At 61.1% G+C, this 23,548-nt stretch carries 27 protein-coding genes and 2 pseudogenes; all 29 read left to right on the top strand.

Translation table 11 applies throughout. The features are described 5' to 3' along the window. Nucleotides 1–6 precede the first annotated feature (6 nt). The 29 genes and pseudogenes from OMP38_RS02230 (at nucleotide 7) to recN (ending at nucleotide 23,535) form a co-directional block, all read left to right on the top strand. On the top strand, nucleotides 7–1,086 hold the full coding sequence (locus OMP38_RS02230) for a M24 family metallopeptidase (RefSeq protein WP_277563691.1): 1,080 nt from the start codon (nucleotides 7–9) through the stop codon (nucleotides 1,084–1,086). 32 nt (nucleotides 1,087–1,118) lie between these two features. Further along, complete coding sequence (gene efp, locus OMP38_RS02225; protein WP_277537007.1) at nucleotides 1,119–1,676, top strand: elongation factor P; 558 nt, start codon at nucleotides 1,119–1,121, stop codon at nucleotides 1,674–1,676. A 121-nt stretch (nucleotides 1,677–1,797) separates the two neighbouring features. Continuing rightward, nucleotides 1,798–3,050: pseudogene (locus OMP38_RS02220) on the top strand (aspartate kinase). A 172-nt stretch (nucleotides 3,051–3,222) separates the two neighbouring features. Further along, nucleotides 3,223–3,621, top strand: coding sequence for a hypothetical protein (locus tag OMP38_RS02215; protein WP_277563690.1), 399 nt, complete (start codon nucleotides 3,223–3,225; stop codon nucleotides 3,619–3,621). Between the two features lie 159 nt (nucleotides 3,622–3,780). After that, on the top strand, nucleotides 3,781–4,044 hold the full coding sequence (locus tag OMP38_RS02210; RefSeq protein WP_378119216.1) for a YqhV family protein: 264 nt from the start codon (nucleotides 3,781–3,783) through the stop codon (nucleotides 4,042–4,044). 129 nt (nucleotides 4,045–4,173) lie between these two features. Next, nucleotides 4,174–5,201 (top strand): annotated as a pseudogene (gene spoIIIAA / locus OMP38_RS35460) (stage III sporulation protein AA). Then, the gene (gene spoIIIAB, locus OMP38_RS02195) at nucleotides 5,194–5,712 is read left to right on the top strand and encodes a stage III sporulation protein SpoIIIAB (protein ID WP_277563687.1); all 519 of its coding nucleotides are present in this window, start codon (nucleotides 5,194–5,196) and stop codon (nucleotides 5,710–5,712) included. The pseudogene spoIIIAA and the gene spoIIIAB overlap by 8 nt, the downstream one beginning before the upstream one ends. Nucleotides 5,713–5,727: 15 nt before the next feature. Then, on the top strand, nucleotides 5,728–5,931 hold the full coding sequence (gene spoIIIAC / locus OMP38_RS02190; RefSeq protein ID WP_090113099.1) for a stage III sporulation protein AC: 204 nt from the start codon (nucleotides 5,728–5,730) through the stop codon (nucleotides 5,929–5,931). Between the two features lie 10 nt (nucleotides 5,932–5,941). Further along, nucleotides 5,942–6,343 carry a stage III sporulation protein AD gene (gene spoIIIAD, locus OMP38_RS02185; RefSeq protein WP_090113088.1) on the top strand — a complete coding sequence of 134 codons (402 nt, stop codon included), beginning with the start codon at nucleotides 5,942–5,944 and terminating at the stop codon, nucleotides 6,341–6,343. 2 nt (nucleotides 6,344–6,345) lie between these two features. Beyond that, entirely contained in the window at nucleotides 6,346–7,647 is a 1,302-nt protein-coding gene (gene spoIIIAE / locus OMP38_RS02180; protein ID WP_277563686.1) for a stage III sporulation protein AE, read from the top strand. Nucleotides 7,648–7,684: 37 nt separating this feature from the next. Then, nucleotides 7,685–8,236: a stage III sporulation protein AF gene (locus OMP38_RS02175; protein WP_277565140.1), complete on the top strand. Its 552-nt coding sequence runs from the start codon at nucleotides 7,685–7,687 to the stop codon at nucleotides 8,234–8,236. Nucleotides 8,237–8,264: 28 nt separating this feature from the next. Then, nucleotides 8,265–8,393, top strand: coding sequence for a hypothetical protein (locus OMP38_RS02170; RefSeq protein WP_277563685.1), 129 nt, complete (start codon nucleotides 8,265–8,267; stop codon nucleotides 8,391–8,393). A gap of 17 nt (nucleotides 8,394–8,410) precedes the next feature. After that, nucleotides 8,411–9,076, top strand: coding sequence for a stage III sporulation protein AG (locus OMP38_RS02165; protein WP_338130388.1), 666 nt, complete (start codon nucleotides 8,411–8,413; stop codon nucleotides 9,074–9,076). A 52-nt stretch (nucleotides 9,077–9,128) separates the two neighbouring features. Next, nucleotides 9,129–9,932: a SpoIIIAH-like family protein gene (locus OMP38_RS02160; protein WP_277563684.1), complete on the top strand. Its 804-nt coding sequence runs from the start codon at nucleotides 9,129–9,131 to the stop codon at nucleotides 9,930–9,932. Nucleotides 9,933–10,181: 249 nt separating this feature from the next. Continuing rightward, the gene (gene accB, locus OMP38_RS02155; RefSeq protein WP_277563683.1) at nucleotides 10,182–10,664 is read left to right on the top strand and encodes an acetyl-CoA carboxylase biotin carboxyl carrier protein; all 483 of its coding nucleotides are present in this window, start codon (nucleotides 10,182–10,184) and stop codon (nucleotides 10,662–10,664) included. Nucleotides 10,665–10,723: 59 nt separating this feature from the next. Further along, the gene (accC, locus tag OMP38_RS02150; RefSeq protein WP_277563682.1) at nucleotides 10,724–12,088 is read left to right on the top strand and encodes an acetyl-CoA carboxylase biotin carboxylase subunit; all 1,365 of its coding nucleotides are present in this window, start codon (nucleotides 10,724–10,726) and stop codon (nucleotides 12,086–12,088) included. Between the two features lie 147 nt (nucleotides 12,089–12,235). Next, the gene (locus OMP38_RS02145) at nucleotides 12,236–12,643 is read left to right on the top strand and encodes an Asp23/Gls24 family envelope stress response protein (protein ID WP_277563681.1); all 408 of its coding nucleotides are present in this window, start codon (nucleotides 12,236–12,238) and stop codon (nucleotides 12,641–12,643) included. Nucleotides 12,644–12,801: 158 nt separating this feature from the next. Continuing rightward, complete coding sequence (gene amaP / locus OMP38_RS02140; RefSeq protein ID WP_277563680.1) at nucleotides 12,802–13,365, top strand: alkaline shock response membrane anchor protein AmaP; 564 nt, start codon at nucleotides 12,802–12,804, stop codon at nucleotides 13,363–13,365. Nucleotides 13,366–13,380: 15 nt separating this feature from the next. Continuing rightward, on the top strand, nucleotides 13,381–13,614 hold the full coding sequence (locus OMP38_RS02135) for a DUF2273 domain-containing protein (protein WP_277563679.1): 234 nt from the start codon (nucleotides 13,381–13,383) through the stop codon (nucleotides 13,612–13,614). Between the two features lie 20 nt (nucleotides 13,615–13,634). Then, nucleotides 13,635–14,138: a transcription antitermination factor NusB gene (nusB, locus tag OMP38_RS02130; RefSeq protein WP_277563678.1), complete on the top strand. Its 504-nt coding sequence runs from the start codon at nucleotides 13,635–13,637 to the stop codon at nucleotides 14,136–14,138. Beyond that, on the top strand, nucleotides 14,135–14,992 hold the full coding sequence (folD, locus tag OMP38_RS02125) for a bifunctional methylenetetrahydrofolate dehydrogenase/methenyltetrahydrofolate cyclohydrolase FolD (protein WP_277563677.1): 858 nt from the start codon (nucleotides 14,135–14,137) through the stop codon (nucleotides 14,990–14,992). The genes nusB and folD overlap by 4 nt, the downstream gene beginning before the upstream one ends. A 15-nt stretch (nucleotides 14,993–15,007) precedes the next feature. Then, nucleotides 15,008–16,372 carry an exodeoxyribonuclease VII large subunit gene (xseA, locus tag OMP38_RS02120; RefSeq protein ID WP_277563676.1) on the top strand — a complete coding sequence of 455 codons (1,365 nt, stop codon included), beginning with the start codon at nucleotides 15,008–15,010 and terminating at the stop codon, nucleotides 16,370–16,372. Beyond that, entirely contained in the window at nucleotides 16,369–16,632 is a 264-nt protein-coding gene (gene xseB / locus OMP38_RS02115) for an exodeoxyribonuclease VII small subunit (protein WP_277563675.1), read from the top strand. Before xseA ends, xseB begins: the two co-directional genes overlap by 4 nt. A gap of 53 nt (nucleotides 16,633–16,685) precedes the next feature. Beyond that, nucleotides 16,686–17,549 carry a polyprenyl synthetase family protein gene (locus tag OMP38_RS02110; protein ID WP_277565139.1) on the top strand — a complete coding sequence of 288 codons (864 nt, stop codon included), beginning with the start codon at nucleotides 16,686–16,688 and terminating at the stop codon, nucleotides 17,547–17,549. Between the two features lie 360 nt (nucleotides 17,550–17,909). Continuing rightward, nucleotides 17,910–19,805 (top strand): 1-deoxy-D-xylulose-5-phosphate synthase, encoded by a 1,896-nt coding sequence (gene dxs, locus OMP38_RS02105; protein ID WP_277563674.1) that lies wholly within the window; start codon nucleotides 17,910–17,912, stop codon nucleotides 19,803–19,805. 4 nt (nucleotides 19,806–19,809) lie between these two features. Then, nucleotides 19,810–20,664 carry a TlyA family RNA methyltransferase gene (locus OMP38_RS02100; RefSeq protein WP_277563673.1) on the top strand — a complete coding sequence of 285 codons (855 nt, stop codon included), beginning with the start codon at nucleotides 19,810–19,812 and terminating at the stop codon, nucleotides 20,662–20,664. Nucleotides 20,665–20,879: 215 nt separating this feature from the next. Next, nucleotides 20,880–21,350, top strand: a complete 471-nt coding sequence (locus OMP38_RS02095) for a hypothetical protein (protein ID WP_277563672.1) — start codon at nucleotides 20,880–20,882, stop codon at nucleotides 21,348–21,350. Beyond that, nucleotides 21,347–21,796, top strand: coding sequence for a transcriptional regulator AhrC/ArgR (gene ahrC / locus OMP38_RS02090; RefSeq protein ID WP_277563671.1), 450 nt, complete (start codon nucleotides 21,347–21,349; stop codon nucleotides 21,794–21,796). The genes OMP38_RS02095 and ahrC overlap by 4 nt, the downstream gene beginning before the upstream one ends. A gap of 41 nt (nucleotides 21,797–21,837) precedes the next feature. Further along, entirely contained in the window at nucleotides 21,838–23,535 is a 1,698-nt protein-coding gene (recN, locus tag OMP38_RS02085; RefSeq protein WP_277563670.1) for a DNA repair protein RecN, read from the top strand. The last annotated feature ends 13 nt before the right edge of the window (nucleotides 23,536–23,548 follow it).

The following is a 23,548-nucleotide window of genomic DNA, read 5'->3' as shown; positions in this document are numbered from 1 at the left end:
CGATCGATGAGCGAAGCTAGAATCGCAAGATTAAGAGGCGAGTTGGCGAGCCTTGGCGGTGATGCCATGTTGGTGACGGGCGGACACAATCGGCGTTATCTGACGGGGTTCACCGGTACGGCGGGCGTCGTGCTGGTGACGGCCGGAGGCGCCGTGCTGTTCACGGATTTCCGCTATACGGAGCTAGCGAATGCGCAGGCCGTAGGCGTCGAAGTCGCGGAGCACCCGCCTACGGGTTATTACGATCGGGTCGCGGAGCGTCTGAGAGGCGCCGGCGTCCAGCGGCTGTTGTTCGAGGACGGCACGGTCAGCTACGCGCAATACGCGCTGCTGAAGGAGCGTCTGGCGCCGGTCGAGCTCGTGCCCGCGGGCAAGGCGCTTGAAAAGCTTCGGGCCGTGAAGGACGCAACGGAGCTTGCCGTCATACAGGAAGCCGCCGACGTCGCCGACCGGACCTTTTCGCATATTCTCGGCTACCTCAAGCCAGGCGCGAAGGAATCCGACATTGCCTTGGAGATGGAGTTCTATATGAGGAAGCTGGGCGCCTCGGGCACGTCGTTCGATACGATCGTCGCCTCGGGCGAGCGCTCCGCGATGCCGCACGGGGTGGCGAGCGACCGGATAATCGGGCCGGGCGAATTCGTCACGCTCGATTTCGGCGCATCCTACAAAGGCTACTGCTCCGATCTCACCCGGACGGTCGTCGTCGGTCCGGCGACGGAACGTCACAAAGAGATCTACGGCATCGTGCTCGAAGCCCAATTGCACGCGCTCGCGCACCTGAAGCCGGGAATTACCGGACGGGAAGGCGACGCCTTGACGAGAGATATCATCACGCGGTATGGTTATGGAGATCAATACGGCCATAGCACCGGTCACGGGATCGGACTCGAGATTCACGAGGAGCCGCGGCTCAGCTATTCGGCGCCGGATACGATTTTACTCCCGGGTCATGTCGTTACGGTCGAACCGGGTATTTACGTACCGGGCTTCGGCGGCGTACGGATCGAAGACGACGTCGTTCTGACGGATGACGGGATTAAAATACTTACGCGTTCCCCGAAGGAACTGATCGTTCTGGAATAGGGAGCCACGTTCCTACAGGAGGGAATTTAGCAGTGATTTCCGTTAACGATTTTAAGACAGGCCTTACCATTGAAGTGGACAACGATCTGTGCACCGTCATCGACTTCCAGCACGTCAAACCGGGCAAGGGCGCCGCGTTCGTCCGCTCCAAGCTCAAGAACCTGCGCAACGGCAACGTCATCGAGAAAACGTTCCGCGCCGGGGAGAACGTCGTTCGCGCCCATATCGAAAACCGCGCCGTGCAATACCTGTACAACTCCGGCAGCGAGTACACGTTCATGGACAACGAGACTTACGACCAGTTCAACCTGGACAAGAAGCAGCTCGAGTGGGAAGTCAACTTCCTGAAGGAAAACATGACGGTCAACATCACCAGCTATCAGGGCGAGATTCTCGGCATCAACCTGCCGAACAACGTCGACCTGAAGGTCGTCGAGACCGAGCCGGGCATCAAGGGCAACACGGCAACGGGTGCCACCAAGAATGCGAAGCTCGAGACGGGCCTCAACGTTCAAGTGCCGCTCTTCATCAACGAAGGCGACGTCTTGCTCATCAATACGACCGAAGGCAAGTACATCTCCCGCGCATAAATTTCGACAAAATCCTCCGCGTCCTTCCAAGGATCGGAGGATTTTTTTTCGTTTCTGGGCCGTCGGGCTTATGCTATAATATATTGCTGTATGCACAGTGTAGATGAGGAGTGGAACCGCGTTGTCCTTAATCGTGATGAAATTCGGCGGCAGTTCCGTCGGGACCACGGAGCGGATGCAGCGCGTGGCCCAGCGGATTATCGACAAAAAGCTGCAGGGCCATCGCGTCGTCGTCGTCGTGTCCGCCATGGGCGATACGACCGACGATCTGATCGACAAGTCCAAGGAATTAACCGACAATCCCCCGGCCCGGGAGTTGGATATGCTGCTGACGACCGGCGAGCAGATCTCGGTCGCGCTGCTCGCGATGACGATTCATAAGCTCGGCCATGAAGCCAGATCGTTCACGGGCTGGCAAGCCGGCATCGTGACGGAAGCGGTGCACGGAAAAGCAAGAATATCCGAGATTACGCCGACTCGGCTGCATGCCGCAGTTGACGGCGGGGCGATCGCGATCGTCGCCGGCTTCCAGGGCATGACCGAAGACGGAGAGATCACGACGCTCGGACGCGGCGGCTCCGATACGACGGCGGTCGCGCTCGCGGCGGCGATCAAAGCGGACGTGTGCGAGATTTATACCGACGTGGACGGCATTTATTCCACCGATCCCCGCGTCGTGAAGAACGCGCGCAAGCTGGACGTCATCTCGTACGACGAGATGCTGGAGCTTGCGCATCTCGGCGCGGCGGTGCTGCACCCCGCGCGGTCGAATACGCGAAGCACTACAACGTTCGTCTCGTGGTGCGTTCGAGCTTTACCCAGAATGAAGGAACGCTCGTGAGGGAGGAAGCGGCAATGGAACAAGGGGTCGTCGTAAGCGGCATCGCTTTTGATAAAAATGTAGCCCGCATCAGCATCGTAGGCGTGGCGGATATCCCGGGCGTACTGGCGAAAATCTTCGGCGCGCTGGCGGACGAGTCGATCGACGTCGACATCATCGTGCAAAGCGGCATTTCGAACGGCAAGGCGGACTTCTCGTTTACGGTCTCCTTGGCGGATCGCGCTCGGGCGCTCGGCGTCATCGAACGCGTTCGCGGAGAGGTGCCGTACGACGAGGCGACTTACGAAGAAAACCTCGTAAAAGTATCCATCGTCGGCGCCGGCATGGTGTCGAACCCTGGCGTGGCCGCCAAGATGTTCGACGTGATCTCGAGAGCGGGCGTCAGCATCAAGATGGTCAGCACGTCCGAGATCAAGTGCTCCTGCGTCATCGCGGCCGAGCCTTTGAACGAAGTCGTGCGCGCGCTTCACACCGCGTACGGTCTGGATACGGCGGATGCGGCTTTCGTCGGCGGACCGCAGGACAGACGTTAAGCTTGTCAATGATATTTTAGTTTTTTAAGCTATTATTGGATATTTATAGTCCTTTTGCTAAAATTCATTTAGCAAAGGTCCCTGCCTCCTTCCGCCCCCATGGAGGTCATACCTGTCGAATTGCGATTTGTTTTGTCGTCGGCGGTATTATCCCTTGAAGGAGGAAGCGAGCTTGAGCGAGCAGGTGCTGGAGACGATTTTGGTAGAGTTGAAAGGAATGTCCAAGCGGTTCGACGCGATCGACCGGCGACTGGATGGGATCGATCACCGGCTGGATGGCATCGACAACAGGCTGGACGGGATCGACCACCGGCTGGACGGGATGGATGCGCGGTTGGACGGCATTGACAGGCGCTTGGACGGCTTGGAGGCGACGCTGAATCAAGTGGCTGCCGCAGTCATGGACACGAATGATCGGTTATCGAAGGTGACGGACATTCAGGAAGAGCACGCGATCGCCCTCGATTCGTTGCAGACCGAGCAATCCAGGCAAGGGAAAGCGATCGAAGCGCTCGCCTTCCGCGTGCTGGAGCACGATACGGAGATTAGAGCGCTGAAGCGAGCGAAGTAGTAGCAAGACATGACAGGCCCGTCCGGGTTCGGACGGGTCTTTTTCGCGTTTTCAAATGAATCTCTCATTTTCTCGCAGAGATAGGCAAGTTGTCCGTCTCCGCCGCATAGCGTATACCACGGAGCATGAATCGAGCGAGCGAAAGGAGGTGAGAGCGGCTTGGATAAATCCGTATTCAGCATGGCGCTGCTCCGGATTTTGTCCGGGAGCATCGAATTGACGGCCGCGCTGGTCATGCTGAAGCTGAACGACGTCACCAAGGCGCTAAGCGTAAATGCGATGCTGGCGCTGGTCGGACCGTTGATTCTGATCTCCACGACGACGATCGGCCTTGTCGGCATGTCGGACAAGCTTTCTCCCGTCAAATTAGTCTGGATAGGCGCCGGAGTCGCTTGCCTGCTCATCGGCATTCTTAAAAAATAAGTGAATCGGGTCGCCCAATCTATTAACGGAAAAAGAGACTTCCCAAGCATAAAAGAGAAGCGTCCAAGCATATGCATGGAAGAGCGAAGGACAACTTGCTTACGCCGGAGAGGGGGAGGACGATTGTCGCTGCCGTTGCTGGAACTGTTCCCCGCCGGTCTGCGGGGGCGGCTGGAAAAGCTGCCGGAGACGCTGCTGCTGCAGCTCGAGGAGATTCGCGTCAGGGAAGGAAGACCGCTTGAGATCGGCTACGGAGGCGGCTCGGCATTCGTTTGTCCACAAGGGAAAGCCGTGACGGACAGCGCCGAAGCCTACCGCCCGACCCGCGAAGACTGCAGGGCGTTGCTGGAGCGCGTGACGAACCATTCGTTGTACGCGGTTGAGGAGGAGCTGAGGCGCGGATACGTAACCGTCGCCGGCGGCCATCGGATCGGCTTGGCGGGCCGCACGGTGCTCGAGGGCGGACATGTTCGCCATCTGCGGGACGTCGCGAGCTTCAATATTCGGATCGCGAGGGCCCGAGCCGGCTGCGCGGCGGGACTGCTGCCCGAGCTGCTGGATCCGATCGCGCGGACCGTGAAGCATACGCTGATCGTATCCGCGCCGCAACAAGGCAAGACGACGCTGCTTCGGGATTTGGCCCGCTCGATCAGCGCCGGGCAATGGTACCACCCCCAGGCGCAGCGCTGGGGGGGCGCAAGGTCGGCGTCGTGGACGAGCGCTCCGAGATCGCGGCTTGCGACCGAGGCGTGCCGGCGTTCGATCTCGGTCCGCGCACCGACGTGCTCGATGCTTGTCCGAAGGCGGAGGGGCTCATGATGCTGGTGCGTTCGATGTCGCCGGAAGTCGTCGTGGCCGACGAGATCGGCCGGCCGGAGGACGCCTACGCGCTCAAAGAAGCGCTACATGCGGGCGTGCGGGTCGTCGCGACCGCGCATGCGCTCGACCTGCGCGACGTATTCGCCAGGCCCGTGCTGGCGGAGCTCGCCGCCGAAGGCATGTTCGGCGCCTACGTCCTGCTGTCCCGCTCCGGCGGCGTCGTGAGGCATCGCGTCGTAGGCGCGGACGAGGCGGAGGCGGAAGCGCGCAAGTCGTCGGGCTGCCGATCCGTGCCGGTCATCCGGTCGCCGAACGGGGACGGGGTGCGCCATGCTTAAGCTGGCTGGCGCGGCGCTCATTTTGTTCGCGGGCACGATGATCGGCTTCATGCAAGCCGCGAAGTTCGCGCAGCGGCCCAAGCAGATCCGTCAGCTGCTCCATGCGCTCCAGCGGCTGGAGACGGAGATCGGCTACGGCCAGACGCCGCTGCCGGGGGCGCTCGCCCGGATCGCAGCGGCGCTGACGGCGCCGGTGTCGGCGCTGTTCGCGGAGGCTTCCGCCCGTCTCGCGTCCGGGACCGGGGAGACGGTGTCGGACTGCTGGGAACAAGCCTTCAAGGCTGGATGGCCGGCAACTTCGATGCGTCCGCCCGAGCGGGATACGATGCTGAGGCTCGGCGAGACGCTCGGCGCGAGCGGCGCGGAGGACCAGCTGAAGCATCTGAAGCTGGCGATGTATCAGCTGCAGGCGGAAGAGCAGGCGGCGCGCGACGACCAGCAGAGATACGAGAAGCTGTGCCGAAGTCTGGGAGTGCTCACGGCCGCCCTGGTCGTCATTCTCATGATGTAGTAGGGGGCCGTATTCATGAATATCGACGTGAGCACGATTTTCCAGATTGCGGGCATCGGAATCATCGTCGCGATGATTCATACCGTGCTCAAGCAGATGAACAAGGAAGACATGGCGCACTGGGTCACGGTAATCGGGTTCGTCGTCGTGCTGTTCATGGTCGTCCGGCTGCTGAACGATCTGTTCCAGGAGATCAAGACGATCTTCCTGTTCCAATAGGCGGTCGCTTATGGACATCTTGCAGATCGTCGGCATCGGATTGTTGACGGCCATCCTGATTCTCGTCATCCGCGAACAGAAGCCGATGTTCGCGTTTCTGCTGGCGACCTTTTTCGGCATCGCGGTCTTCCTCGCGCTGATCGGCAAGATCGGCGGCGTCGTCTCGATGATCGAAGAGCTGGCCGACCGTTCCGGCATCCAGTCCGTGTACCTGAAGACGATGCTCAAGATCATCGGCATCGCCTACATCGCCGAGTTCGGCGCCCAGATCGTCCGCGACGCGGGTCTCGACAGCATCGCCTCCAAGATCGAATTCGCGGGAAAAATGCTGATCCTCGTCATGGCGGTGCCGATCATCAGCATCATCATCGAGACGGTGCTCGGATTGCTGCCGGCGGGGGGAGGAGCCTAAAGATGAGTCGACCGGGATTGCTCGAGCGGCGGACAGGCTGGATTCCGTTCGCGCTTCTCATGTGCGCGATGCTGCTGTCGTTCTGGCCGCGCACGGCCGCCGCCGCCGCCGGGGACGAAGGACGTCAAGCCGCTGCCCATGCGCCTCGATCGGAGGCCGTTATCGCGCCGGACAAAGACGGCACGTACGGCACGGACCCGGGGACATTGTCCGGCGAGCTGGCGGAGTCGCAGACCGAAGAGCTAAGCCTGGGGCAAATCGAGCAATTCTGGAACAAGCTCAAAAACGATTACGGCGGATTTTTTCCGGAAGGCGAAGCCCCGACGCTGAGGGAGCTCATGTTTCCGAAAGATGGCGAAGGCTGGAGCGTCAAGGATGTCCTGCTCGCGCTGGCGAGATTTTTCCTTCACGAAGTGCTGTACAGCGGCAAGCTGATCGTCACGATCGTCCTGCTGGCCATCTTCACGATGCTGCTCGAGACGATGCAGAGCGCCTTCGAACGCCAGGCCGTCAGCCAGGTCGCTTATGCGATCGCGTACATGGTCCTGCTCATCATCGCCGTGAACAGCTTCCGGACGGGAGCCGGCTACGCGGCGGACGCGATCGCGGGGATGGTGCAGTTCATGCTGGCGATGGTGCCGCTCCTGCTGACCTTGCTGGCGAGCACGGGAGGCGTGACGACGGTCGCCGTCTTGCATCCTGTCATCGTGTTCATGGTCCACTCGATCGGCACCGTCATCCACCTCGTCGTGTTCCCGCTCTTGTTTTTCTCGGCGGTTCTGCATCTGGCCAGCACGGTGTCCGAGCGATTTAAGGTGACGCAGCTGGCCAATCTGCTCCGCACGGCCTCCGTCGGCCTTCTCGGCGCGATGCTGACCTTGTTCCTCGGCGTGCTGTCGATCCAGGGCGCTACCGGCGCGATCGCGGACGGCGTCGCGCTTCGGACGGCGAAGTTCGTCACCGGCAACTTCGTGCCCGTCGTCGGCCGCATGTTTTCGGACGCAGCGGATACCGTGCTGTCGGCGAGCCTATTGGTCAAAAACGCGGTCGGCCTCGCGGGCGTCGTCATCCTGATTTTTCTGTGCGCCTTCCCGGCCGTCAAGATTCTGACGCTGGCCTTGATCTACCGATTGTCCGCGGCGGTGCTCCAGCCGCTCGGCGACACGCCGATCGTGCAATGCCTCCAGGTCATCGGCAAAACGCTCGTCTACGTATTCGCCGCGCTCGCGTCGGTAGGCCTTATGTTTTTTCTGGCGGTGACGATCGTGCTGACGGCGGGCAACGCATCCATTTTGATGAGATGAGCCGGACGGCGTTCCGGAGGGGGAGGCGAATACCTTGATGGAAGCGCTCGGCGGCTGGCTCCGCCAAGTCGTGGCCGCGGTCCTGCTGGCCGCGCTGATCGATCTGCTGCTTCCTAACCGCACGATGCAGCGTTACGTGCGGCTGGTGGCGGGACTTTTTATCCTGCTGACGCTCGCCGGACCGCTGCTATCCTGGATTCAGGGAGACATGGACGCCAAGCTGGCCGCGGGCATCGAGTGGGCGGAGCGGGAGCCGGTAGGCGGCGAAGACGGCAGCCAGCTTGAGGCCATCATGGCGGAAGCGAAGCGGATCGGAGCCGGCAGGGACGAACAGGCTGCCCAGCTTGCCGTAGCGGGGCTCGAGGCCCGGATCAAGGCAGTCGTCGAGCAGGAAGAGGACGTCAAGGTCGATTCGGTCAAGGTTTCGGCGGAGCAGGCTGCGGACGGAACGCTGGCAGTCGAGGCAGTTCAGATTCGGCTGGTCGTTCCCGAGGCCGGGATCGCGGCGGAAGGCGGCGAGCCGATCGCCGAGGTGAAGACCGTCTCCCCCGGTCGTCGTCGACATCGAGGTCGGAACGGATACGGATGACCGGAGCCAAGAAGACGGCGTCCGTTCGGTGCCGGCTGCAGCGCAGACAGTTGAGGCAGCGGCGGACGACGGTCGGTACGGACGAATCGCGGCGCTCATCGCCGGAAGGTTCGGGATCGGGACGTCCAAGATCGAGGTCGCGGCAACGGGCGGATGACAGGAGGAGCGAGAAATATGGCCAAGTGGCTGCAGAAGCTGGAAACCTATATCGGAGGCGGGCCCGGCGGCCCCAAGCGGGTGAAGACGTTTCGCTGGCTCATCTTGATCGGGCTTGTCGGCGCCGCGCTCATTCTGGCCTCCTCGTTCATCAAGATGAAGCCCGTGACGCCCCCTGACGGGGATGGCGCCGTGCCGCCGGGCGACGGAGACAAGCCGGCGCAGCAAGAGACGTTTCTGGGAACGGGAGAAGGCAAGGACGATCCGTTCGCCGAGATCGAGACCCAGCTCGATATCCGGCTGAAGGAAATGCTGGAGAAAATCGCCGGCGTCGGCACGGCGGACGTCATGGTGACGGTCGATTCGACGGAAGAGACGGTCGTGCAGCTGAACGAAAAGAAAACCCAGCAAATTACCGACGAAACGGACAAAAACGGCGCAAGACGACATATCACCGACGTCACGCAGGACGGTCAGGTCGTGTTATACGAGGTATCGGGCGGCAAATCGCCCATCGTCGTGAAAAAAGATCAAGCCCCGGCTAAGAGGCGTGCTGATCGTGGCGAAAGGCGCGGAGAACGCGACCGTTCGCCGGATGATCTCGGAGGCGGTCGCCTCCGGATTGGACGTGCCGATCCATCGCGTTTCGGTCATGCCGCGCACCGCCAAGTAAGGAATTGCTAGGCAAGCCCAATTCCCAATTCCCAATCCCCAATACGCAGGAGGTCAAAAACAAATGAACAACAAACGGCAAACGATCTGGCTCGTCTCGATGCTCTCGCTTATGGTCATCCTTTCCGCTTATTATCTGTTCACCGAGGACGTCACGCAACCCGATCGCACGGCGCAGGAACAGAAAATGGCCACGGACGCGACCGGCGTGACCGGCGCGGCGGATGACGACGGCATCGAGATTACCTCCGTCGACGGCGCCGGCGGACTAAGCGACGAAGGCGCTGCGGCGGCGAGCGGCGGCAAGTCCGCTTCGACGGACGGCACAGCCTCGCCGGGCAAGGAAGCGTCTGCTTCGCCGGACGCTTCGGCAGTGCCGAATAAAGAGACTTCGGCTTCGCCGGATGCGTCGAAAGGAACGGACAAGGAAGCCGCCGCTTCTCCGGACGCGGGCAAGGACGGCCAATCCGCGGTATCGCCCGCGGACCAGGAAGTGCTGAAGGGCATGAACAACCTCTCCGCGCGCGAGCAGTTCGACCAGATTCAACTCGAACGCGAACAAGCGGCTTCCAAAGCTTACGAAGACTTGGATAAGATCGTCGCCGACAGCTCCAAGTCGCAGGACGAAGCCGCCGCCGCGGTCGAAGAGCAGGGCCGCATCACCGCGACCGAAGAGCGCATCGCAAGCCTGCAGGACAAACTGGTGTCCGACTACGAGAACGCGGTCGTCAAGCAAGAGGGCGACAAGTTCGAGATCATCGTGCAGGCGGACGCGCTCGACTCGAAGCAGGCGGTCAAGATCGTCAAGCTCGCGACCAAAGAGCTTAGCGTAAAGCCGGATGCCGTTTCCGTGCAGTTTATCCAATAATCCGAATTCGCGCGCCGGGCAACCGGCCAAGAGCCGGCCGGCGGGCCGGCTCTTTCCATTTCTTTCGATTATGTTATAATGAGTCCGTTATGGGTACGTACAGGCTTTGCTATTCATACGAAGACGAGATCGGGCCGTACGACGGCTCAGTATGGACGGCGGCTTGCTTTAATTGCCCTTTGAACGAGGGCGGCGAGGCCGCTTGGATTTCATACGGCAAATGAGACAGCCAAGGAGCGTAGGGCGAATATGTTCAAACTTAGCGAAATCAAAGAATTAATCAAACTCGTGGATCAAACCTCCGTGCATGAGCTCGAGATCGAAAACGAGGGCGCGAGGATCTCCATCCGCAAACCCGGACGCACGGAAGTCGTGAACGTACAGACCGCGGCTGCGGTCCCTCATACATACGTACAGGCGGCGGCTCCGGCTCCTGCCGCGGCGGCCGCGCCGTCCGAAGCGTCGCAGCCTGCGGGCCGGGACCTGTCCGGCCTGCACCAGATCGTGTCGCCGATGGTCGGCACGTTCTACCGCGCGCCGTCTCCGGACGCGCCGTCGTTCGTTAACGAAGGCGACAAGGTCCATGACAAGACGGTCGTATGCATTCTCGAAGCGATGAAGCTGATGAACCCTCTGGAAGCCGAAGTGAAGGGCGAGATCGTCGAAGTACTGGCGCAGAACGGCCAGCTCGTCGAATTCGGGCAGCCGCTGTTCCTCGTCAAACCGGAATAACGCGCGCTATTTCCGGCCCCGTACCCCGGCGGCCGGAACTACGAAGGGGGACTTGTGCTTTGAATATCCATAAGATTCTGGTGGCCAACCGGGGCGAGATCGCCGTGCGCATCATCCGCGCTTGCCGCGAGCTCGGCATCTCCACGGTGGCCGTATATTCCGAAGGAGACCGCGAGTCCCTTCACCTGAAGCTTGCGGACGAAGCCTACTGCATCGGACCGATCGCTTCCAAGGACAGCTATCTGAATCTCACGAACATCATGAGCGTCGCCACGCTTACCGAATGCGACGCGATTCACCCGGGTTACGGGTTCCTTTCCGAAAATGCCGATTTCGCGGATATCTGCGAGACGTGCAATATTGTATTTATCGGCCCTTCCGCCGAAGCGATCAGCCGGATGGGGGACAAGGCGGTCGCCAAGCAGACGATGAAGGATGCCGACGTGCCGGTCATTCCGGGCTCCGACGGGCTTGTGGAGGATATCGACGAAGCCGTTCGCGTCGCGAGGGAGATCGGTTACCCGGTCATCATCAAGGCGACCGCTGGCGGCGGGGGGCGGGGCATTCGCCTCGCCGACGACGAGGAGATGCTCGTTCGCGAGATCTCCACGGCGCAGCAAGAGGCGCAAAAAGCGTTCGGCAACTCCGGCGTATATCTGGAGAAGTATTTGACGGGCATGAAGCATGTCGAAATTCAGATCATCGCGGACAAGCACGGCAACGTCTGCCATCTCGGCGAGCGCGATTGTTCCGTGCAGCGCCGCCGCCAGAAGCTGGTGGAAGAAGCGCCATGCCCGGTCATGACGCCCGAGCTGCGCGAGCGCATGGGCCTAGCGGCCGTGCGCGCCGCTCGCGCCGTTAACTATTCGGGCGCCGGGACGATCGAGTTCCTGCTCGGACCGGACGGCAACTTCTACTTCATGGAGATGAACACCCGGATCCAGGTCGAGCATCCCGTCACCGAGCTCATCACCGGCATCGATCTGATCAAGGAAATGATCTCCATCGCCGAAGGCCGCCCGCTTAGCTTTACGCAAGAAGAGGTTCGCTTCGACGGCTGGAGCATCGAGTGCCGCATCAATGCCGAGGATCCGGATCGCGGCTTCATGCCTTCGCCGGGCCGAATCGGGTTCTACCTGCCCCCGGGCGGTCCCGGCGTGCGCGTAGACAGCGGCGCTTATCCAGGTTATATGATCTCGCCTCATTACGATTCGATGATCGCGAAGCTCATCGTGTGGGGACCGACGCGCGAAGAAGCGATCGCGAGAGCGCGCAGGGCGCTCGGCGAGTTCATGATCGAAGGCGTCAAGACGACGATTCCGTTCCATCTGAAGCTTTTGAACCATCCGATTTTCAACAAGGGCACGTTCGATATCAAGTTCCTCGAGGAGCATGACGTCGACGCGCCGTACGGCGAAGCCTAAACCTTCTAGGATCGGCCGAAGACCGGCGGGCGCGCTGCGTCCTTCTTTCGAGGCGCGTACGGAGGTTTGTCATAATTCTTGGCCTTTGCTATAGTATTAATAATGAAGGCCTGGCCGACGACAAGACGCGAGGAGGTGTACCAGCGAATGGAAACATTGGTGTCAGACTTCGAGAAAACCGACATGGGGACCATCCAGATCGCGCCGGAAGTCATCGAGATTATCGCGGGGCTGGCAACGGTCGAAGTGGAGGGCGTCGCGGGAATGAGCGGCGGCATCTCCTCGGGCATCGCCGAACTGCTGGGGCGCAAAAATTTGTCCAAAGGCGTTAAGGTAGAAGTGGGTCAAAGAGAAGCCGCGATCGACGTATCGATCATCGTCGAGTACGGCAGGCGGATCACGGAGATCGCTTCGGAAGTTCAGCACGGCGTCAAGCGCTCGATCGAGACGATGACCGGCCTGAACGTCGTCGAAGTGAATGTCCATGTCCATGACGTGCTGTTCAAGCCGGCGGACAAGATCGAAGAGGAAGATGGGCAACTGCGCGTGAGATGACGCCGGCGTCTGCCGGACACGGCAGTCGTCTCTCTTGGAATTGCGGGTGACGGCGCCTTGATGGCCTGACCTTACGAGGGAGGGCGCATCGGGCGCTTTTTCGACCATATAGGCTGTTCGGCGTTCAGGATAGGTTCATGACAGGAGGAGTCGGTTACGTGTTCAAAGTATGGGACAGGCTGCTGCTATTCATTTATTCCTTGGCGATCGTCGTCGCCTCGGCTTTTGTCGTCGCGGTAGCGCTCGGCGCTTTTTCGATGGAATGGCTGACCGAAGTCGTCGACCAGACGACCGGCGACTATCGTCCGCTGCAGATCGGCGTAATCGTAGTGGCGGCCGTACTGATTCTGATCAGCCTCCGTTTTCTCGTGCTGTCCGTCGGACGTTTGAACGCGGCGGCTCCGACGATCAACCAACGGACGGAGCACGGGGATATCCAGATCTCCATCGAGACGGTCGAGAATCTGGCGCTGAAGGCGGCGTCCCGTTCGAAGGGCGTCAAGGATCTTCGCGCTCGCGTGCGGGTTGCGGAAGCCGGATTGCATATTACGATTCGCGCTTTCGTGGACGGGGAAGGCTCGATCCCGACATTGTCCGAGGATATGCAGCGCACGGTGTCCCAGCAGATCGAAGAGACGACCGGTATTCCCGTTTCGGACGTGACCGTGTATATCGCTAACGTAACGCAGGCGCCGACGACGTTCAAAAGCCGCGTGGAATAGGGGGCCTTGCCATCCATGTGGAGAATATGGTGGGAAAATTACGGCGGCCGGACGCTGGGCGTAGCCGCCGGCATGCTTTGCGGCCTTATTTATTTAATCGTCGGATTCTGGGACATGCTGTTCTGCGCGCTGCTCGTCGGCATCGGTTTTGCCATAGGCAAGCAGCGCGACGAGCGGCGGGGCCCGCTTTTTCATTGGGGCAGACTGACGGAATGGCTGTCCGACAGGTGGCCCGGCGGACGTAGTTAAGACTTAATTCGGGAGGATTCATGAAGCGCAGATTGGCGAGAGAGATTGCGGTACAAAGCCTGTACCAGATGGAGATGAACGGCGTGTCGGCGCAAGAAGCCGTCGATGCCGTAATGGAAGAAGCGAAGGGCGACAACGAGATGGAGACGGAGGTCGCGGAGCTGGCAGCCGTCGACGGCTTTACGCGCGAGCTCGTGCTTGGCGTGAAGTCGAATCAGGATGCGTTGGACGCTCAGTTGGCGGGGTACCTGACCGGCTGGCAGGTCGATCGGCTGTCCAGGGTAGACAGGCAGATTTTAAGGCTGGCCGCCTATGAGATGAATCATCGCGAGGACGTGCCAGCCAAAGTCGCCGTAAACGAAGCGATCGAGCTGGCCAAGCACTTCGGCACGGACGAATCCGGCAAGTTCGTCAACGGCGTGCTGGGGCGGTTGATTCGCGAGCGCGGCCAAACGAAAGGCAAAGACGCCGCCGAAGAAGAAGCCGGGTCGGAACCCGCTTCCGAAGGGGAGGAACAGGCATGAGCGCGCAGATCATAGACGGCAAGCGAATCGCGGCCGAGATCCGCGAAGAGATCAAGCGGGAGACGGAATCCCTGAAGGCGAAGGACGTGCGTCCCGGACTCGCCGTCGTGCTGGTCGGGGAAGATCCGGCTTCGCAAGTATACGTCCGCAACAAAGCGAAGGCGTGCGAGGAGCTCGGCTTCTACTCCGAGGTGCATCGCTTGTCTGCGGAGACGACGCAGGAGGAGCTGCTGTCACTCATCGCGCGGCTTAATGCGCAGTCGGATATTAACGGCATCCTCGTGCAGCTGCCGCTGCCCAAGCATATCGAAGAGAAGGCGGTCATCGACGCCATCTCGGTGGAAAAAGACGTCGACGGCTTCCATCCGGTCAGCGTGGGCAATTTGCTCATCGGCGACGATGCGCTCCAGCCGTGCACGCCTTCAGGCGTCATCGAGCTGCTGAAGCGCACGGGCAACGATCCGGCGGGCAAGCATGCCGTCGTTATCGGCCGCAGCAACATTGTAGGCAAGCCGGTGTCGATCCTGCTCCTTCGGGAGCATGCGACCGTGACGATCTGCCATTCTCGCACGCCGGATTTGCCTGCGGTCGTCCGCGGCGCCGACATCGTCGTAGCCGCCGTGGGCGTGCCGAAGCTCGTCAAAGGCGACTGGGTGAAGCCGGGCTCGGTCGTGATCGACGTCGGCGTCAACCGACTGCCTGACGGCAAGCTTTGCGGCGACGTCGATTATGAAGATGTCTCGCCGGTCGCCGGCTGGATCACGCCAGTGCCGGGCGGCGTCGGACCGATGACGATCACGATGCTCATGCTGAACACGCTGAAGTCGGCGAAGGCCGCGCACGGCATCGAATAGGACGGGGGCGAGGACATGATGGACCAACCGGCCCGCGTCCTCAGCATTCGGGACGTTAACCGCTACATCAAGATGAAGCTCGAGGGAGACCCCAAGCTTCAGGATATTTGGCTGCGCGGGGAGATTTCGAATTTTACCCATCATTCTAGCGGCCATATGTATTTCACGCTGAAGGACGAGAGCGGACGCCTCAAGAGCATCATGTTCGCGTCCCACAATCAGCGCTTGCCTTTCAGGCCCAAGGACGGCATGAAGGTCATCGCGCGGGGCGGCGTGTCCGTGTACGAACGGGACGGTCAATACCAATTTTACGTGACCGCCATGCAGCCGGACGGCATCGGCAGCCTGTTCCTCGCCTACGAGCAGCTCAAGAAGAAGCTTCACGGGGAAGGGCTTTTCGACGAGGCGATCAAGCGTCCTATTCCTAAATATCCGAAATCGATCGGCATCATCACGTCCCCGACGGGAGCGGCCGTGCGGGATATCATCATCACGCTGCAGCGCAGGCATCCATCGGTGGCGATCGTGCTGTATCCGGTCTCGGTTCAGGGGACGGGGGCTGCGCCGTCGATCGTGAAGGCGATCCAGGCGATGAACCGGCTCGCCGAGACGGACGTGCTGATCGTCGGTCGCGGCGGAGGCTCGCTCGAGGAGCTGTGGGCGTTCAACGAGGAGGCGGTCGCGCGGGCGATTCGCGCGTCGGCGATTCCCGTCATCTCGGCCGTCGGCCACGAGACGGACTTCACGATCGCGGACTTCGCGGCCGATCTCAGAGCGGCTACGCCAACCGCCGCGGCGGAGCTGGCCGTGCCCCATATCGCCGAACTGCAAGAGCGGCTCGGCCATCTGGAGCAGCGGATGGCGCGCTCGCTCGGCAGCCAGCTCGGCCGCGCGCGCGAACGATACCGTCATGCCGCCAGATCGCCTTACTTTACGCAGCCTAGGCGTTCGCTGCTCGCTTCGGCCGAACGGCTCGATCGGCTTCGGGACAGGCTTGGGTACCGGACCGGCGCGCTCGCCGACCGCAGCCGGGAGCGGCTCGCGCGCCTGAACGGCCGGCTGGCCGGCTCGAGCCCGACCGAGCAGGCGCTTTACGCGCGCAAACGCAAGGAAGCCGCGGCAAAAGCATTGACCGCGGCCATGCGCGGCATCGTGCGGGACGGACGGAGCGCCTTCGGCTCCGCGATCCGTCAGCTCGACGCGCTCAGCCCGCTTAAGGTCATGGCGCGCGGGTACAGCTTGACTTATGACGAAGAAGAGAAAAAATTGCTTAGGTCCGTGCGCGATACGAAGGTCGGCGACAGACTCGTCGTGCGGCTGGCGGACGGCAAGCTGTCTTGCAGCGTATCGGCGGTGCAGGGGGGAGGCGAATACGAGTGAGTCATGAATCGGAAACGGCGCTTTCCTTCGAGCAAGCGATGGAAAGGCTCGAAGGCATCGTATCCAAGCTGGAGAGCGGAGACGTGCCGCTTGAAGCGGCGATCGAGCTCTATCAGGAAGGCATGGCGCTGTCCAGGCTGTGCGGCCAGAAGCTGGAGCAGGTGGAGCGCCGGATCGAGATGCTGATGGAGGACGGAGACGGCTTGCAGCGCAAGCCTTTCGCTCCGCAGCAGAGCGAGGCAGGCGGCAAAGGAGAGTAATCGAAAAGGTGCAGACGGAAGACATATCGGTCTATCTGGCGTCCCGAAGGACGATGGTCGAGCAGGCGCTCGAAAATGCGATACCCGGAGATTGGCGCGTGAACGAAAGGCTAAAGGAAGCCGCGATCTATTCGCTTGCCGCAGGCGGCAAGCGTCTTCGTCCGATTTTCGTGCTGGCTGCGGCGGAGGCCGTTCACGGCGACGAGAAGGCGGCGAGCCTGGCGATGCCCTTCGCCGTTGCCGTGGAAATGGTGCACACCTACTCATTGATCCACGACGATCTGCCCGCTATGGATAACGATGATTACAGGCGGGGCATCCCGACCAATCATAAAGTGTTCGGCGAGGCGACTGCGATCCTGGCCGGCGACGGCCTGCTGACGCACGCCTTTTATGTCGCGTCCGAAGCGGCGGCGATTGGCGTGCCGGCCGAGCGGACGCTGGCCGTCGTCCGCGACTTGGCCCGCCTGGCGGGGTTTCCGGGCATGGTGGGCGGACAGGCCGACGATATGGAAGGCGCGCAAGGGATCACGTCCATTGACCAGCTCGAGCATATCCACCTGCACAAGACGAGCGACCTCATCGCGTTCTCCTTGCGGGCGGGCGGGCATGCGGCCGGCGCCACCGATCGGCAACTAGAGGCGCTAGCCCGCTTCGGCACGAACGTCGGCTTGGCCTTTCAGATCCAAGACGACATCCTCGATATTACGGGCGATCAAGACAAGCTGGGCAAGCCCGTGGGCAGCGACGAGCGACAGGGCAAAGTCACATACCCCTATTTGATCGGACTCGAGCAAAGCCGCAGGCGCGTCGAAGAGCTGACGGAGCAAGCGATCTCAGCCGTCAGATCGGCGGAGCTGGCCGACAGCGGACGGCTGGAGCAGATCGCAATGCGGCTGATCTCGAGGGATAACTAATAAGCGAATGGGCAAGTTCATATCCGCCCAACGAAGCATTTCTCATCGGTCATCGGCTATCCGGGACCGAAGCGGGGATGCTTTTTTGCTTGTTTAGCGAGACGGGATGTTGGGTAAAAATGTACGATAGGTGCGCTCCGAAATCGGCGCGCAGTTTTTTTATACATAAGGATAGTCTTTAAGTAACGGTCATGACAGCGGACGGCTTGCAGATTCGTATGCAAATGGGAGGGATTAGGGGGGGCGGAGGAGTTTTTAAACGGTCAGTATGTTATAATACGTTTAGACTAAAATCGACGAATCGTGATGCGTTGACTAAATTCAACATAGCAATCGTTTTTGGAAAGCGGGGAATTCCTATTGCTGCTCGACAGCATCCATAGTCCAACCGACCTGAAGCGGCTGTCCACGTCAGAGCTTCCTCAGTTGGCCCAAGAGATCAGACAATTCCTAATTGAAAAGCTGTCCGTTACGGGCGGGCATCTGGCGCCTAACTTAGGCGTCGTCGAACTGACGCTCGCGATGCATTACTTGTACGACAGCCCGACCGACAAGTTTTTGTTCGACGTGGGTCATCAGGCTTATGTCCACAAGATGCTGACCGGACGCATGGACCGGTTCGACACGCTTCGGCAGAAGGACGGACTGTGCGGCTTCGTCAAGCGCGCGGAGAGCGAGCACGACGTCTGGGAGGCCGGCCACAGCAGCACCTCCCTGTCCGGAGCGATGGGCATGGCGCTCGCGCGCGATATGCAGGGGCGGTCCAACAAGGTGATCGCGGTCATCGGGGACGGCGCGCTCACCGGCGGTATGGCGCTCGAGGCGCTCAACCATATCGGCCATGAAAAGCGCAAGCTCACCGTCGTTCTGAACGACAACGAGATGTCGATCGCGCCTAACGTAGGCGCGCTTCACAACTATTTGGGCAAAGTCCGCAGCGACAAGACGTACCGCAAAGCGAAGGACGAGTTCGAGTGGCTGCTGCGCAAGGTGCCGGCGATCGGCGGCAAGCTCGCCAAGACGGCCGAGCGGCTCAAGGACAGCCTGAAGTATCTGGTCGTTCCTGGCATCCTGTTCGAAGAGTTCGGGCTCAAGTATCTCGGACCGGTCGACGGCCACGATACCGAAAAGCTGATCGAAGCGTTCCGCCAAGCGGATAAATGCGAAGGTCCCGTCCTTGTCCACATCCTCACCGTTAAGGGCAAGGGGTATTCCCCGGCTGAAGCGGATTCTCACAAATGGCACGGAATCACCGGTTCCTACAAGATCGAGTCCGGCCAGGTGCTGAAGCCGGTCGGCCCGCCGATGTACACCGAGGTGTTCGGCAACGCGCTGATCGAGCTCGCCGAAAAGGACGAACGGATCGTCGCGATCACGCCGGCGATGCCGGGAGGCTCCGGCTTGCTCGGCTTCGCGCAGCGATTCCCCGGCCGGATGATCGACGTCGGCATCGCGGAGCAGCATGCGGCCACGATGTCCGCCGCGCTTGCGATGGAAGGCATGAAGCCGGTTTATGCGGTCTATTCGACCTTCCTGCAGCGCGCATACGATCAGGTCGTACACGATATTTGCCGGCACAACGCCAACGTGATTTTCGCCATCGACCGCGCCGGCTTCGTCGGCGGCGACGGCGAGACGCACCAAGGGGTTTACGATATCGCTTATCTTCGTCATATCCCGAACCTCGTCTTAATGATGCCTAAGGACGAAAACGAGTTGCGCCGCATGATGGCGACGGCAGTGGCGTACGGCGACGGCCCCATCGCGATCCGCTATCCGCGCGAGCAGGGCAGAGGCGTCGCGATGGACGAGGAACTCGCGCCGATCCCGATCGGCTCATGGGAAGTCGTGAGAGACGGCGACTACGCGGCGATCCTCGCGATCGGACCGATGGTTCACGTCGCCGAAGAAGCGGCGGAGCTTTTGAAGCGCGAAGGTCTGAACGTACGCGTCGTCAACGCGCGCTTCGTCAAGCCGCTAGACGCGGCGATGCTCGCGCAGCTCGCAAAGGAGCGCCTGCCGATGCTGGTGCTCGAAGAGACGGCGGTTGCGGGCGGACTCGGCAGCGCGATCCTCGAGCATTACGCGCAGCAAGGCCTGAAGCCGACCGTACAGCTCGCGGGCGTCCCGGACCGCTTCATCGAGCATGCGACGATCAAGGAGCAGCGCGCCGAAGTCGGCCTGACCGCCGAAGAGGCGGCGAAGCACCTTCGGTCGTTCGCGCTGCTGAAGCGCCAGCGGCAGACGGCGAACTGAGGCGATGACGACGATCCCTAAGGAACGTCTCGACGTGCTGCTCGTCGAGCAAGGCTTTTTCGACAGCCGGGAAAAGGCCAAAGCGGCGATTATGGCCGGACTCGTCCTCGTCGGTACGGAGCAGGTGGATAAGGCGGGGACGAAAATTCCCCGCGACGCCGCGCTTACCGTCAAAGGCGCCGTCCATCCTTACGTGAGCCGCGGCGGCCTCAAGCTGGAAAAAGCGATTCACGAGTTCGGCATCGATTTGAAGGATGCGGTTATGTTGGATATCGGCGCGTCGACCGGCGGGTTCACGGACTGTGCCCTTCAGCACGGCGCTTCGTTCGTCTATGCGATCGACGTCGGCTACAATCAACTGGATTGGAGCCTCCGTCAGGATCCGCGAGTATGCGTGATGGAACGCTGCAATTTCAGGCATATGACGTCGGACCAACTGACGGGCCCGGCGCCTGCATTCGCGTCGATCGACGTGTCGTTCATTTCGCTGAAGCTCATCCTGCCTGCGCTGCGCCCGCTCCTTGGACCCGGAGCGGGCACCGTGGCGCTGATCAAGCCTCAGTTCGAGGCCGGACGCGAACAGGTCGGCAAGTCGGGAGTCGTAAGGGATTCTGACGTTCACCTGAACGTTCTGCGCGAAGTGTTGTCCGCGGCGAACGCGCTGGGCTTTAAGTTGAGAGGCCTGACGTATTCCCCGATTACGGGAGGCGAAGGCAACATCGAGTTTCTCGCGTATTGGCGACTGCCCGATTCATCGTCCGAACAGGCTGCCGGCGTATGGCCCGAAGGCTTGGACGGCGACAGCTTGCTCAGCCATGTCGTCGAAGAGGCGGCGGCTAAGTTCAGGCATCGCGCATAAAAGTGGACAGTCGCCGGCGCCGATTCAGACGAAGGTCCCTAGCGGCAATCGGCACCGGCCGAAAGGCCGCCGGACTACATAGGATTCCGCGTCCGCCGAAGCACGGCCGGCCGGTAGGCGCGCAAGCGCCCTCCGCACCGGTTTTTTTGCTTGCTCCCATAGAGGAAACCCGGCCCGCCGCCGCGAATGAATCAGGATGCGGAGGAGGCGGGGCGATGGCTAGGTTCGGGGACGGTCTGATTTTTGCTGCCGCGGTAGCGGCGATCCTATGGTGGGTCTGGCGCAGGTTCAGGCATTGGCTGTACGAGCCGCCGAGCTCTCGTCTGCGCAGGCTGGCCCGGGACGGAGCGCCCGACGAAGATGACGAGGCGGCGGCGCTGCTGCGCGAGCATGGTTACGAAGCGCTCTCCGGCAAGCACCGGATTCCATTAGGCGTATCGGTCGACGACGGGCCATACGAGGCGACCCGCTTGTATTTCGACTATATCGCCTCCAAGGAAGAACGCTACTACCTCGTGAAGCTGGAGCGGCCGAGGCAGCCCATGGATTGGACGGCCAGCGGGATTCGGGAACGGCTGCTCGTCTATGCGCTTTTGTTTCCCGAGTGCGAAGGCGTGATCGTCGCGGACATACGCGACAGGACCGTTAGAACGGTAAAATTCAAAATAGAGGAGGGCAAAGAATGAAAGGTCAGCGGCAAAGGAAAATTCGCGAGCTCATCGGCGCGAGCGAGATCGAGACGCAGGAAGACCTGGTGGAAGCCCTCCGCGCCCAGAGCTTTAACGTGACGCAAGCGACCGTCTCCCGCGACATTAAGGAGCTGCAGCTCATCAAAGTGCCGCTGGGCGACGGCAGATATAAATATGCCATCGCGCAGGATCAGCGCTTCAATCCGACGATGAAGCTGAAGCGGGCGATGATGGATCACTTTATCCATGCGGAAGCCGCGGAGAATCTGGTCGTCGTGAAGTGTCTGCCGGGTACGGCCGGCACGATCGCTTCGCTGCTGGACGGCATGGATTGGCCGGAGATCGTCGGTACGATCGGCGGAGACGACACGACCTTGCTCATCTGCCGCACGAAGCAGCAGGGCGAAGAGATCGTCGCCCGCATTTTGGATATTATTCGTTAAAAGCCCGGCGACCTGCGCCGGCTGGGGAGGATGAGCGCCACATGCTGCAAGAGCTGTCCATTCGCCACTTGGCGGTAATCGAAAATATTCGGGTATCGTTCAAGCGGGGCTTCGAGGTGCTGACAGGCGAGACGGGGGCCGGCAAATCGATCATCATCGATGCGCTGGGCCTCATCGCGGGAGGACGCGGGTCCGCCGAGATGATCCGCCATGGCTGCGACAAAGCCGAGATCGAGGCGGTATTCGATCTCGATCCAGCGCATCCTGTATGGGGCGTGCTCGACCGGCACGGCGTGAACGCCGATCCCCACGAAGCGTTACTGGTACGACGCGAGCTCCAGGCACAAGGAAAATCGTCCGCGCGCGTAAACGGGCAGCATGTTACGCTGACGATGCTCCGCGAAATCGGCGAGAACCTCGTCAACATTCACGGACAGCACGAGCATCAGTCGCTGCTGCGTACCGACCGCCATTTGGAGTGGCTCGATTCTTTTGCGGGAGACGTCATCGCCTCGCTCAAAACCGAGTATCAAAGCCGGTACAGGGAGTACGCGACGGTCAGCCGCGAGCGAAGGGAACTTGACGAGCTCACTCGCCAGCAGATGCAAATGCTGGACCTTTACCGTTATCAGCTCGAGGAGATCGCCGAAGCGCGACTGAAGCCGGGAGAGGACGAGTCGCTTGCCGATGAGCGCCGCAAGCTCGCGCACGCCGAGAAACTGGCCGAATCGGCGACTGAAGCTTACGACCTCCTGTACGGCAACAAGGGGCTAAGCGTCCTTTCCAAAGCCATCGCGAAGCTGGAGGATATCGTCAAGGTCGACCCGGCCAAGCTCGGGCCGCTCGTCGAACAGCTGCAGTCGGCCTATTATGCCGCCGAGGACGTCGCTTACCAGCTGCGCGATTACAAAGAAAGCATCGAATTCAATCCGGAGCGGCTGTCCGAGATCGAGACGCGAATCGATCTCCTGTTCGGGCTTCGACGCAAGTACGGCGAGAGCGTCGAGGACATCCTGCAATATTATGCCCGAATTCAGGAAGATACGCAGCGGCTTGAAAATCGCGACGAACTCCTCAAGGAGTTGAACGAACGCGAGGTGCGCTTGGAGAGCGAGCTGCGCGCGCTGGCCGAGCGGCTCGGCGCGATCCGCAGAGAAACAGCCGCGCTGCTCGCCTCGGAGATCGAGCAGGAGCTCAAAGGGCTGCAAATGGAACGAGCGGCTTTCGAGGTGCGGCTAGTGAGCACGGACAACTTGACTCCGACAGGCACGGATTCGGCCGAATTTTTATTGTCCACGAACCCAGGCGAGCCTCCGAAGCCGCTGGCCCGCATCGCGTCCGGCGGCGAGATGTCACGGGTCATGCTCGCGCTAAAAGCGATTTTTGCCCGAATCGATCAGATTCCGGTTCTGGTGTTCGACGAAGTCGATACGGGCGTCAGCGGGCGCGCGGCCCAATCCGTCGCCGATAAGCTGTCCAGGCTGGCGGCGCACTGCCAGGTGTTTTGCATTACGCATCTTCCGCAGGTCGCGTGCATGGCGGACGATCAATTCGAGATCGCCAAACGCGTCACCGACGACGGCAGAACGTCGACGCGCGTGCGGATGCTTAACGCCGACGAGCGCGTGGAAGAGCTCGCGCGCATGCTGGGCGGGGTGGAAGTCACCGATCGTACGCGCCATCACGCGCAAGAAATGTTAACGCTGGCCGATGCCCAAAAATCCCGTCAGGACGCGTAAATTCGTGTTTCAA

Origin of the sequence: Cohnella ginsengisoli, assembly GCF_029525555.1 — a bacterium.
In the GTDB taxonomy this organism is placed as follows: Bacteria; Bacillota; Bacilli; order Paenibacillales; family Paenibacillaceae; genus Cohnella; species Cohnella ginsengisoli.
This window is presented reverse-complemented; position numbering and strand designations above follow the sequence as displayed.